General features: G+C 54.6%; 6 protein-coding genes and 2 tRNA genes. 6 read left to right on the top strand and 2 right to left on the bottom strand.

Annotated features, from left to right (window positions below; translation table 11 throughout):
* Positions 1–129 precede the first annotated feature (129 nt).
* The 3 genes from AACP62_RS07855 to nhaA all read left to right on the top strand — a co-directional run bounded on the left by AACP62_RS07855 (position 130) and on the right by nhaA (position 4,231).
* The gene (locus AACP62_RS07855) at positions 130–1,503 is read left to right on the top strand and encodes a hemolysin family protein (RefSeq protein ID WP_339347567.1); all 1,374 of its coding nucleotides are present in this window, start codon (positions 130–132) and stop codon (positions 1,501–1,503) included.
* A gap of 375 nt (positions 1,504–1,878) precedes the next feature.
* Positions 1,879–2,358 (top strand): Dps family protein, encoded by a 480-nt coding sequence (locus tag AACP62_RS07850; protein WP_015021094.1) that lies wholly within the window; start codon positions 1,879–1,881, stop codon positions 2,356–2,358.
* 490 nt (positions 2,359–2,848) lie between these two features.
* Positions 2,849–4,231 carry a Na+/H+ antiporter NhaA gene (nhaA, locus tag AACP62_RS07845; RefSeq protein ID WP_339347562.1) on the top strand — a complete coding sequence of 461 codons (1,383 nt, stop codon included), beginning with the start codon at positions 2,849–2,851 and terminating at the stop codon, positions 4,229–4,231.
* Between the two features lie 90 nt (positions 4,232–4,321).
* Here the strand turns inward: nhaA and AACP62_RS07840 are convergent, their stop codons facing one another.
* Both AACP62_RS07840 and AACP62_RS07835 read right to left on the bottom strand, forming a co-directional pair.
* Complete coding sequence (locus AACP62_RS07840; RefSeq protein ID WP_339347561.1) at positions 4,322–5,089, bottom strand: SDR family oxidoreductase; 768 nt, start codon at positions 5,087–5,089, stop codon at positions 4,322–4,324.
* Between the two features lie 474 nt (positions 5,090–5,563).
* Entirely contained in the window at positions 5,564–6,172 is a 609-nt protein-coding gene (locus tag AACP62_RS07835; protein ID WP_339347559.1) for a M48 family metallopeptidase, read from the bottom strand.
* Positions 6,173–6,276: 104 nt separating this feature from the next.
* Here AACP62_RS07835 and AACP62_RS07830 point away from each other — a divergent pair.
* The 3 genes from AACP62_RS07830 (at position 6,277) to AACP62_RS07820 (ending at position 11,811) form a co-directional block, all read left to right on the top strand.
* Positions 6,277–6,350 (top strand) — tRNA-Ile (locus tag AACP62_RS07830).
* A 38-nt stretch (positions 6,351–6,388) separates the two neighbouring features.
* Positions 6,389–6,461: transfer RNA gene (locus AACP62_RS07825), tRNA-Ala, on the top strand.
* A gap of 337 nt (positions 6,462–6,798) precedes the next feature.
* Complete coding sequence (locus AACP62_RS07820; RefSeq protein WP_339347558.1) at positions 6,799–11,811, top strand: type ISP restriction/modification enzyme; 5,013 nt, start codon at positions 6,799–6,801, stop codon at positions 11,809–11,811.
* Positions 11,812–12,758 lie beyond the last annotated feature (947 nt).

The following is a 12,758-nucleotide window of genomic DNA, read 5'->3' as shown; positions in this document are numbered from 1 at the left end:
TGCCGGCTTGAAGCCGAACCTGCTTCCGTGTTTCATGCTAGTCAGGAAGCGCTGCATGGGGAAGACGGAGGTTCACCGCTGGGGTGTGACATAGGGCACATGGGGCGTCCATACCCTAGCATTGAAGGCATGGCATTATGGCTGAACATCCTGCTCATTCTCTTCTTCCTCCTGCTCGGTTCCGTCTTCTCGGGGACTGAGCTGGCGCTGGTCTCCCTGCGAGACTCGCAGCTGGAGCAGATGGAGCAGCAGGACGCGCGCGGCGCCCGGGTGGCCCGCATCGCCCGCGACCCCAACACCTTTCTTTCCGCCGTACAGATCGGCGTGACGCTGACGGGCTTCCTCTCAGCCTCCTTCGGCGCATCATCCATCGCCCCCTACGTGGTGCCCGTCCTGACCGGGTGGGGCGTGCACGAGGGTCTGGCCGGCACCCTGACCACGGTGATTCTGACTCTGATCATCTCCTACTGCTCCATCGTCATCTCCGAGCTGGTGCCCAAGCGGATCGCCATGCAGCGCACCGAGGCCATCGCCCGGGCCGTCGTTCCGGCCATCGACGTCTTCACCACCCTGTGCAGGCCGCTGATCTGGCTGATCGGCAAGAACACCAACCTCATCGTGCGCATCCTGGGCTTCGACCCCCAGCAGACCGACACCGAGGTCAGCGACGACGAGCTGCGGATGCTGGTATCCTCCAACACCAACCTGAGCAAGGACGAGCGGATGATCCTGGGCGACGTCTTCGATGCCTCCGAGACCAGCGTGGCCGAGGTCATGCGCCCCCGGGCCGACGTGGTCTTCATCGCCGGGGACATGCCCCTGCAGGAGGCGGTCGAATTCGTGCACGACGAGCCCTACTCGCGCTACCCGGTGACCGGCCGCGACTTCGACGACGTGCTGGGCTTCGTCCACGTGCGCGACCTGATGGACGTGCGCAACCCCCATGCCAAGACCGTGGCCGACGTGACCAGGCCCGGCATCGCCCTGCCAGGCACCTCCAAGCTCCTGCCCAGCCTGGAGAAGCTGCGCAAGAAGGGCATCCACCTGGCCGTGGTCATCGACGAGTACGGGGGCACCGACGGCATCGTCACCCTAGAGGACATGACCGAGGAGCTGGTGGGCGACATCCGCGACGAGTACGACCTGCCCGAGGAGCAGAATCCGGCCCATCCCCAGGCGACCGCCTTCGTCAACGGGGTGGCCACGGTCGACGGCGGCATGACCATCGAGGACTTCGCCGACCTGACCGGGATTGAGCTGGAGGATGGCCCCTACGAGACCCTGGCCGGTTACTTCCTGGCCCAGACCGGGCGGATGGGGCAGGTGGGCGACGTGATCCACTCCGACGACGGGTATGACATGGTGGTGACCAAGGTGGACGGGCGCCGCATTGAGACCATCGAAGTCAGGCGCCGGCAGGAGGCCGAGGACCAGGCTGGCGATGATGACGATAGGAAAGATGAAGACAGGTCGAATTCCGAAGCAGGAGCGGACCGAGGATAACCGAACCGGATCTAATCTGAGCGAGACTGACTTGACCGAGGATAGCTTTGCCGGCTCTAACCCGACCGAGGTTGGTCGAAGCCAGGAAGGAAGACGACAATCCAAGGCGGGCCGAGACGATACTGCGACCAGAGCCTAGCTATCGTCTAACCGAATCCCTACTATCATCCAGCCAGTGCTCGGCTGGCAGTCAGCCGGCGACCGCCCTCACGCCAGTCAAGGAAAAATGACTGTCAGCGTAGCCGATGGTCAGTGAACGATATCACTGGTTGATTCCCGCAAAATCCAAGCGTTTCCTTGCTTTTTCCTCTAGTCTGGAGATACAAGGTCGGGCTGACCCGACCGCAGGCATAATTTCATATTTAAGGAGCGATTATGGCATTGAACTTTACCGTACCGGGACTCGACGAAGCGACCAGCGAGAAGGTCATCGCCATCCTGCAGAGCCGTCTGAGCCAGGAACAGGAGACTGCCCTGATCCTCAAGCACGCCCATTGGAACATGAAGGGCAAGGAATTCATCGGCATTCATGAGATGATGGACCCCGAGGTTGATTCGGTGCTGAACATGGCCGACGAGACCGCCGAGCGCATCGCCACCCTGGGCGGCTCCCCCGCCGGGCGCCCTGACGACATCATGAAGAACCGCGACTGGGATGGCATCACCATGACCGGCCGCCAGGATGCCCTGGATTACCTGAAGGCCCTGGACACCTACTACACCACCTTCATCAAGCGCGACCGTGAGGCCATCAAGGAGCTGGACGACCTGGACATCGTCAGCTCCAACATTCTGCAGGACCACGTGCAGGAGCTGGAGCACTTCCAGTGGTTCATGCGCAGCCACCTGTTCTGAGTTGCTGAGTTGCTGAGTTCTGAGAGCTCGTCACAGCTCCGATAAGCGGTAAGCCAGCGGCCCTGCATCGTGAAAGGTGCGGGGCCGCTGGCATTTTCTCTGACCGAGATAGACTGCTGGGCTTCAGGATAGAATTGACACTTGGGAGTCGGCCGGGCGCTGCCTCACGCCGGGAAGACTGGTCGGCCATGGAAGACCGAACCCTATCCGCCCGACCAGGAGCATCATGCCGCCCACGCCTACATTCCCAGCATTCTCTGTCAATCCACGTCGTCAGGATTGCGACGATTCGAATTCGCAACAGAATCTCAAACCTTTCAATCCCAGGCAGTCGGATTCCCGGTCATCAGGCCCCCAACCGAATTCCGGACCGTCGGATTCCAAGCCATCGAATGCCCAGCCATCAAATCCGCAGCGTGGGCGGGGCGGATCTGACAGGGACCAGCACAACCGACTCCACCCTTCAAACTTCTTCGCCGCCCTGTCATCCTTGGCTGAAAATGATCGGATCACCGGGCTATTCATGATGGCCTGCGCCCTAGCCGGGCTGATCCTGGCCAATCTGCCAGAGACCGGGCCGGGGCTGAACGCTCTTGCCGCTTGGATTCCTCTGGACCTGCCCGGTGGACTGAGCCTGTCCCTGAAGGATTGGATACAGGACGGGCTGTTGACCATATTCTTCCTGACCATGGGCCTTGACCTGCGCCAGGAGGCTGCCACGGGCACTCTGCGCGACCACAGGCAGGTCCTGCTGCCCATGCTGGCCGCTCTGGGCGGTGTGGCCGTTCCGATCCTGATCTACTGCCTGTTCAACCTGGGCTCCCCTGCCGGGTTGCGCGGCTGGGCTGTCCCAACGGCCACCGATGTAGCCTTCTCCCTGGCGGCTCTGCAACTGCTCCTGCCCAAGGCCGGGCCCGCCCTGCAGGCGTTTTTGATGACCCTGGCCATCTTCGACGACCTGATCGGCGTCCTGCTGATCGCCCTGGGCTACTCCAGCTTGGGACAACCGAGCTGGCTGCTTGTCTGCCTGGTCGGCCTAGTGGTCTGGGCCTTGCTGATCCGAGCGGCGAGCCGTTCCGCCCGGCTCTGGCGACCCTTGGTATTTCTCTGCTTGTTGGGCGCTCTCGCAGGCGGTCTGCTGGCCTGGTACAGCCTCTTCAAGGCTGGAATCCACCCGGTGCTAGCGGGAGTGGCGATGGGCCTATTGACCCCTGTTGCCAGGTCGAAGGCGTCTGAAGCGGAAGCAACAGAAGCGGAAGAGCCTTCGGCCAGTACCGCGCCGAATTTAACTGAGCCAACCGAGCATAGGCCAACCGATACAAAACCATCCGGTACCGAGCCGACCGAGACCCATCCACCAGTGACCAGTCAAGCCAATACCAAACCAGTTGGGTTTGGACCAACTGAGATTGAGCCAAACCGCAACCCGACGCTATCACCGGCTGAACGGCTGGACCACTTCCTGACCCCTTTGAGCGCCCTGGTGGTCCTGCCCCTTTTCGCCTTCTTTTCGCTGTCCATCTCCCTGGATCAGCTGGGACCCGGACTGCTGACGGACCGGGTCTTTTGGGGCGCCACTCTGGGACTGGCTTTGGGCAAGCCCCTGGGGATCATGACCATGCTGATCCTGGCAGGTCGTCTGGGACTGCGGCGACCTGCCGGCTCCACGACCGGGAACTTGATCGGCCTCTGCCAGCTCTGCGGAATCGGCTTCACCATGTCCTTCCTGATCGCCAACCTGGCCTTCGCCGGATCCCCGCACCTGGAATCATCCCTGCTGGGCGTGCTGGCAGGGTCGGTCCTGTCCGTACTCATCGTGGCCGTCGGCACCATTCCCGGTCGACTGCGGTCCGCCAGGCACGTCTCATCCTGACTGCATGACTCAGCCCCAGCCAGGCTCTTCCCCTGCCGGAATCATCCCATGCCAGTCTCGGTTTCCTACAGAATCGGCCCCCAACCAGACTCAACTACGACGGTAGAGCTTGGTGTAGGAGCCCTCGGCCCGGGGACGGACCACGATTTGGTCGATGTCCACAGTGTCGGGCTGCTCCAGGGCCCAAGTGACGCATCCGGCGATGTCGTCGGCGGTCAGCGGATCAGGCACTCCGGCATAGACCGCATCAGCCCGGTCACTATCGCCGCCAAACCGCTTCAGGGAGAATTCGTCGGTGTGGACCAGGCCCGGGGCGATGTCGACCACGCGCACCGGCTGACCGATCAGCTCCAGCCGCAGAATGCGTGCCATGACCCGTTCCGCCGCCTTGGAAGCGCAGTATCCGCCGCCGCCCTCGTAGGGTTCGATGCCCGCCGTGGAGGAGATGACCAGGACCGTGCCCTCCGACTCTTTCAGAGCCGGGAGCAGCTTCTGGATGACCCGCAGGGTGCCGATGACGTTCAGCTCGTACATGCCGCGCCAATCGTCCAGGCTGGAGGTAGCCACCGGGTCCTTGCCGAAGGCCGCGCCAGCACAGTTGACCAGAGCTTTGACCGGACCGCCATTGAGCACAGCATCGACGGCCGCCTGGGTGGAGTCCTCGTCGGTCACATCACAGACCTCATAGGTGAAGTTCTCACTCAGCTGGTCAGCCAGAGCCTTGAGCTTGTCCTCGCGCCGGGCCAGGCCGACCACCTTCCAGCCCTTGTCCACCAAGGCCCGCACACTGGCCTGGCCGATGCCGCTGGAGGCACCGGTCACCACGGCACGCTTGATCGTCTTCTTGGATTCCGTCATCTCATCTGCTCCTTCATGATCAATTGCCCCGGATCGACTCCACACGCGTCTCCGGGTCACAGGGAGCCTGCCTAACTGCTGCAGTGCCATCCCTCTTCCTCAACGCTAGCGCACCAACATGGGCTGCGGCAGTCTCCTGTCAGTCTTCGATGACCAATGTGGCACATCAAACCAGGCTTGAGTAGAGCCAGAACGAATCAAAGGCAGATTAGTTGAGTCAGAACAGAGCAAAGTCAGATCGGGCTGAATCAGACCGTATAGTCGGTTCAGGATAGATAGGACGTATCAAAAACCGATTCAACTTCGCACCAGATGGCCTAGCGAGGGTTTGGTCACGAAATCTTCAGCACGGATGATGCCGCAGGTTCGTAATTTACAAGCTCCCCGTCCACAAGTTCAGGACTCATGAGGATTTTACGGCTCCGGAAGTCACGGATTTAGAACTCATAACTTCAGACGTCTAAGCTTTGCGGGTCACAAAGCCAGATAGCGGTTGAGTCGACGACGGCGCTCGGTCCAGTCGGGCATATAGCGATCCATTCGCGCGCGGAAGCCGGGGCCGTGGCCATGCTCGTAGAGGTGGGTCAGCTCGTGAACCAGCACATACTCCAGCAGGTCAGGATCCAGCCAGGCCAGGTCGGTGTTGAGCCGGATGCTGGCAGTGGCGGGGGTGCAGGAACCCCAGCGGGTTTCCATCTTTCGCAGACTGATGCGCTCAGGCCGGCGACCTACCACAGGGACCCACCGATCCAGCAGAGTCGGCAGCCTCTCCTGGAGAATTCTCTTGGCTTCGGCCTCGGACCGGTCCGGCGACAGCTGACCATCGGCTCCGGGCTGGGCGTAGACATCGCGCGAGCGGGCCAGACGTTCTCTAGTGGTTGCGATCCAGCGGCGCTTGCCGTCGATAAAGGCACGAATCTGGTCATCGCTCAAGTTTAGAGGCGTCGTCACTTCCAGATGGCCGTCAGGCGGCTTGACCCGCAGATAGACGTTAGCGATCCGCTTCCTGATGACCAGAACAGTCTCACCACCGACCTCCAGCTGCTCTGACCGAACTGGTTCCGCACGCCGTTTCCGCCTCATGACCCCCATTCTTCCGCCAAGACGCGACGCGACGCCGCCGAGATTGACTTGAGGGGACACTATGGTAAGCTATCCATTTGTGTGATTCTTCGGTCACACGGCATGGGCCTGTAGCTCAGCTGGTTAGAGCGCATCCCTGATAAGGATGAGGTCGGAGGTTCAAGTCCTCCCAGGCCCACGCATTTCTTGCGCAGTTGAAGTTCTTTTCACATTTACGGGGCTATGGCGCAGCTGGTAGCGCATCTGCTTTGCAAGCAGAGGGTCGCCGGTTCGAATCCGGCTAGCTCCACAGGTAGGGTTTCCAGGTTTCCACTAGGAGACCTTTTCATAAGTTCTCCAATCCAGTACAGACTCCAGGCCTCTATCCTGTTCATTTTTAATCTAGAAGAATTAGGGCAATCGCACTGAATCATACGTTGCTTTTAATCGATGAATTCAACTGGCTCGGATTCTTTGTAAAAATCCCGCATCTGACTTACAGTAATTTTCATTAAACAAGTAGCGCAACAGGACACCCTTATTACTCTGGTCATGTTGATTTCCTACATCACAAAGTCTGCTTATGAGTTAATCATAATCACTTCTAGAATGACATTGAAGCCGACAGTCGGAGGATAAGGTAACTGATGATGGAATATACGGATGACACAATTGCCCAAAGCAAGCCAACAGACTCTTTGGGGGAAATATTCACCAGCATCCTTGCGGATTCAGTTGACAAACGGGAACAGGGAACCCGATTTGAGCGCGCCGTCGAATGGTTCCTGAAAAATGACCCTGCTTGGGTTGAACGGCTGACCGGCGTATGGCTTTGGGATGAGGCTCCTACCAATCCTGGTAAACAGGATACAGGTATTGACCTGGTTGCGAAAGATGTTGATGGCACGTATTGGGCAATACAAGCGAAATGTTACTCAAAGGCGAGGCTGGCAAACGGAGATGTCGCCACTTTCTTTATGAACGCTCTCGCAGATGATCAGTACCAGCACTATATGATTGCCGATACTGCACCTGGCTATACTTCAAATTTGGAAACGTACTTCAACACACACCCCGATCTGGATTTGGTTCGCATGGACTTGGAAACCATGCGCGACGCAAATCTTGATTGGAGTGCGTTTGTGCACGGCACAAAGTTCAAGCAGCGTGCCACCTATGATCCTCGCCCACACCAACGGGAAGCCATTGATGCAGTCAAACAAGAGCTTTCCAAGGCTGACCGTTGCTCAATGGTTATGGCTTGCGGTACCGGCAAGACGCTGACATCACTGAGGCTTACGGAAGAAATGCTGGGCGAGGGCGGCACGGTCCTATTCCTTGCCCCGTCAATATCATTGGTCTCTCAGACCATGCGTGACTGGGTAAACCAGGTTCGTGTACCCATCAACGTATATGTGGTATGCTCCGATGGAAAAGCCAGCAAGCTATCTGAAGAATCTTATGGCCAGCTATCAGATGTACCATTCCCTGCGACCACAAATCCGGTAACCGTCTCTCAGCGGTTCCATGTGAACGAGAAAGCACTGAACGTAGTATTCTCTACTTACCAGTCAATTCAGGTCATTCACGATGCACAGGAAAAGGGACTACCGGATTTTGACTTAACAATCTGCGACGAAGCTCACCGCACTACCGGAGTTATCGATGGCGAAGCCGCATTCCGAAAAATTCACGACCCCCATTTCATACGTTCAAACAAACGCCTATACATGACTGCCACACCTCGCATCTTTTCAGAAGGTGCACGGAACAAAGCTGATGCTGGTGCAATACAGATAGCCAGCATGGATGATACGCACATTTTTGGGAAGATTGCATATCGTTTAAGCTTTGGCAAAGCAGTAGATCAACATCTATTAACTGACTACAAAATCGTAGTCATGCAAGTTGCCGAATCCATGATGGGCAAGCGCATGCAGGAAATGTATGGCGCCAAGGATTCCGAAATTCCGCTGGATGACGCCGCCAAGTTCGTTGGTTGCTGGAAGGCACTTTTTGACCGGAAGCGCTCACACAGTATCAGCGATATCGACATTGCAGACAGCTCTCCTACAGCGATAGAAGACGACAGTAGTCAGACAATACTGCACCATGCCATTGCCTTTGCCCCTTCAATCAAAGCATCCAAAGCACTGACAGAACGGTTCCGGGCCGTTATCGACGATTATACGTCAAATCTCGAAGACAGCAGCGAAAACAAAGCCCTTATCGATGCAAATAAAGAAGTTCTCGTAGACATTCAGCATGTAGATGGTGGCATGGATTCACAGACCCGCAAAACGCGACTGGACTGGCTGGCAGCTTCGACGGCCGACAATGAATGCCACATTCTATCCAATGCCAGATGCCTGGCCGAAGGCATTGATGTGCCTGATCTGGATGCAGTGATGTATCTAAGCAGTCGGAAAAGCAAGATAGATATCATCCAATCCGTCGGCCGCGTAATGCGGCGTTCTCCTGGCAAGAAGTACGGCTATATCATAATTCCGGTGGTGATACCACTGGGCGCAGATGCTGATTCCGTGCTCTCCTCTGGAGCTTATAAACCCGTTTGGGATGTTGTCACTGCACTACGTAGTCATGATGAACGTTTGGATGCCGTTATCAACTCGGCCAGTCTTGGTGACACTGATGCCCTGAGCCGTATTATCGAGGTCGATGTACTCGATGAGTCGAAGTTGCGCAAGAACAAGCGCAGAAATGGTCAGCCAGCGAATAGGACGAACCAAGTCGGCTCTCAAGAATCAGATGACCGAGAAATTACGGATGAGAATATTCAAGAGGAAAATAGCTCACAGCCTGAACTCGACTTCGACTTAAGTGAGATGGCTCGAGGAATAAATGCACAGATAGTGCGTAAGTGCGGCACAAAAATCTACTGGGGTGAGTGGACGGATGAAATTACATCCATCACCCGAAGCAGGATCGATAAAATCACTGAACTAGTTTCAAAGGAAGGACCTGCTCGCAGCGCTTTCCTTACTTTTCTTCAGGGATTACAGGACAGCCTTAATCCCGGGTATTCTGAAGCTGACGCGATTGCCGTACTAGCCCAGCACGAAATCACCAAACCAATTTTTGAAACCCTATTTACTAATAAAGAAGTACTCGCCAATAATCCGATCATAAAGGGCTTGGACCGGGCATTAAACGCCTTGTACGCAGCAGGATTACCAGACAGCATTGATAGTGTCTCCTTGCGTGATTTGTATGCAAGCGTGCGGCTATCAGCTGCTCAATTGCAATCAGATTTGGCAAAGCAGAATCTGATTAAGGAGATTTACAATGACTTCTTCACCAAAGCCTTCAAAGACACAGCTGACTCACTGGGAATCGTTTACACGCCTGTAGAAGTCGTAGATGCACAACTGCACATGGTTGAGCGTGCACTGCAACGAGAATTCAACCAATCTCTGAGCGACAAAGGTGTACACATTTTGGACGGCTTCGCGGGTACTGGCACCTATATCTGCCGCCTTATCGAAGACAGAAGTCTCATCAGTGATGAAGACCTACCTTACAAATACACTCACGATCTGCACTCGAATGAAATCGTTCCGCTCGCCGAGACGATTATGGATATCAATATTGAGCAGTCTTACCACAAACGTGTCGGTGGCGATTACCAACCCTTCCCCGGCGCCCTGCTAACAGACACATTCCAGATGTATGAACAGGACGATCCACTCGATTTAGGCGTATTCGTCGAAAACACAACTAGGGTGAAGGAACAAAAAGACCTACCCATCAAAATCATTATCGGTAATCCTCCATACCGTGCAGGAGATAGCCAAAATACGGGAAATCAAAATACCAGATATCCTAAACTTGATAAACGTGTCGAAGAGACTTATGTCGCCAATTCGGATGCGACAAACAACAACTCTTTGTACGACCACTACATCAAAGCTTTTCGTTGGGCATCTGACAGGATCGGCAGCTCTGGCATAGTTTGCTTCGTCTCCAACGGTGGGTGGCTAACCAGCGCAGCAGGTGCAGGCGTACGGCGATGCTTCACCAGAGAATTTAACGATATCTATGTTTATAACCTGCGCGGCAATCAGCGTACTTTAGGTGAAGAGTCTCGACGCGAAGGCGGCAAGATATTTGACTCTGGCTCACGGGCCACCATTGCCATCACTCTTCTAGTAAAGAACCCCAATTCAAATCGTCATGGAATAATCCACTATTGTGACATTGGCGATTATCTATCTCGCGAAGATAAGCTTGGGATTCTCACCCAAGCGGTCACCAAAGATCCGGAATGGACCAGCCTGGAACAAGATATGCATGGCGATTGGCTTAATCACCGTGACGATAGCTATAAGTCCTTTATACCGGCCGGTATTCAGGTTGGAACCAGAAAACTGAAGACAGGCCTCTTCTCTATTTGGTCAGCAGGGGTAAAGACCAATCGTGATTCGTGGTGCTATAACTCCGAACGTGACATCGTTATCGAAAATATGAAAAGGACAGTCGACACTTATAACTCTGAACTACTACGCTGGCAGCAAGCAGGTAAACCAGCTAATGCTCAGTCATTTCTCACAAGGGATCAAACCCGAATCAAATGGACACGCGAAGTGTACAACGATATTATCCAGAATCGTAAAGCTGAGTTCAACATTGAACATGTGCGTCTCGCTCTGTACCGTCCATTCTTTAAACAGTGGCAATACATGGATTCACAATTCAACAGCTGTGTATATCTCCAGCCACAAATTTTTCCCGCTTCTGATATGGAAAATCTTGCTATTATCACAGGAGAACGCGGCCCGTTTATTACGAATCTTGTTCCAGATCTCGAGCTTAACCACCATGGACAGTGCTTCCCACTCTACTGGTACGAGCAAATTAGTGGAGCACAACAGGGCCAACTGGCAATTAATCGAGATCCTATTAGCGGGGAGACTCCACGTTGGGTCCAACATAGTGCAATAACAGATACCACACTTCGCGTATTCCGCGAAGCCTACCAAAGCATCCACTTAAGTCACCATGTACATGAGAAGAATACAGCGCTTAAAGCTAGCAGAGACCCCCGCATAAGCAAGGAAGATATATTCTTCTATGTTTACGGTATCCTGCACTCTCCAGAGTATCGTCAGCGCTTTGGCAATAATCTCAAGAAGGAAATGCCCCGAATTCCCCTTGCGAATGACTTTGTGGCTTTCATGAATGCTGGGCGCGCATTGGCTGACCTGCATCTTAATTATGAAACTGTAGAGAACTGGCCACTCATGGAAGTAGGGAATTCCAAGGAACCCGGAAGAACCGAGAAAATGAAGTACCCTCAAAGGATCAAGGATCCAGAGACCGGTAAGAGGGTGCCTGACCGCACAGTGCTCCAAGTAGCAGAACACCTCACACTTCATGGCATACCATTGCGAGCCTATGAATATGTAGTAAACGGCAAATCTGCCATTGGCTGGCTTATTGATCGATACAAGGTAACCACTGACAACAAATCAGGAATTACCAACGATCCCAACAACTACAGCGATAATCCACGGTATATCGTGGAACTCGTTGAAAAAGTCGTGACTGTCAGCATGAAGACACTTGATATAGTTGAATCGCTACCGCCATTGGAAGAGCTGCCACAACCGACAGATTGGCCGGCTGATTGGCGCATATAGAGACGTCCATATCAATTGATTGTCTCTCCTCAACCAACCGATATTGCAGAAGGAGAGACAATCAATTCCGGAATGGAACGTTTTATTTTGGTGCATACCCCGCTTCCCTGACCTCTTTCCTAGACTTTTAATTGTCTTCCTAGTCGCAGGGAAGATGCTTGATTTTGTAAGGTAAAACATATGGTAGTTGCTCGTAACCGATTAGCGTCAACAGGCCATGAGAAGCCTGGCAATACCATTAACGAACAACTGCACAAAACCGAACATGGGGCGTGAAGATAGATACCGAGCTGCCGACAAGATGGTCAGGGCCATGGAGACCTAAGGAATTGACAACGTTTATGGACTGGCTGGGGATTCGGTAAATACGATGGTCTGTGCGCTCTACCGACAGAGCAACAAAGTCAAGTTTCACCCAAGCCAAGCATGAAGCGGTAGCGGCTCCGGCCGCTGCGCCCCACGCCAAGCTGAACCTGGAAAGCGGTCAGCTGGCTGTCGACTGGTGGTTCCAGGGCCATCATCCATATGCCCGACGGACTCTCCGATACAAAATGGATCATAGTGCCCGTGATAGCCGTCTTGGGTCAAATACAGTTGCACCTGCGCAACACCGTGGTACTTTCAAAAGATCAATACTCCCCAGCTCTTCGATGACGTAGCAGTATACAACAAGCTGACCTGGTCCATAACAACCTAGCACTAAGGCTGCCGTGAAATCTAGTCGATGCCAAGGCTCACTTGGCTGGGAATATCGCTCACTGCTATGCCATGAACGTGACCACCACGCTAAAACGACTGGGAAGCCAAGTGGAGACCATTCCACAGAGTTTGTGGCAGAAGATGACGACCCTTATGGCGGCTGACCTTGGGTATTTGCGACCAGAATTTTGAACATCTGCTTTGTCTGAAGGAAAAGAGTGGCGTCAGAAAGATCACTAACTGCCTCA

Origin of the sequence: Bifidobacterium apis (genome assembly GCF_036986835.1) — a bacterium.
Taxonomy (GTDB): domain Bacteria; phylum Actinomycetota; class Actinomycetes; order Actinomycetales; family Bifidobacteriaceae; genus Bombiscardovia; species Bombiscardovia apis_A.
Note: the sequence above shows the minus strand (reverse complement) of the source record. Positions and strands in the feature narration are given on the sequence as shown.

Bases quoted from the DNA above. Each gene is read 5' to 3' on its own strand.
- AACP62_RS07855 (WP_339347567.1), top strand. From the start codon at position 130: ATGGCATTATGGCTGAACATCCTGCTCATTCTCTTCTTCCTCCTGCTC.
- AACP62_RS07850 (WP_015021094.1), top strand. From the start codon at position 1,879: ATGGCATTGAACTTTACCGTACCGGGACTCGACGAAGCGACCAGCGAG.
- AACP62_RS07840 (WP_339347561.1), bottom strand. From the start codon at position 5,089: ATGACGGAATCCAAGAAGACGATCAAGCGTGCCGTGGTGACCGGTGCC.
- AACP62_RS07835 (WP_339347559.1), bottom strand. From the start codon at position 6,172: ATGAGGCGGAAACGGCGTGCGGAACCAGTTCGGTCAGAGCAGCTGGAG.
- AACP62_RS07820 (WP_339347558.1), top strand. From the start codon at position 6,799: ATGATGGAATATACGGATGACACAATTGCCCAAAGCAAGCCAACAGAC.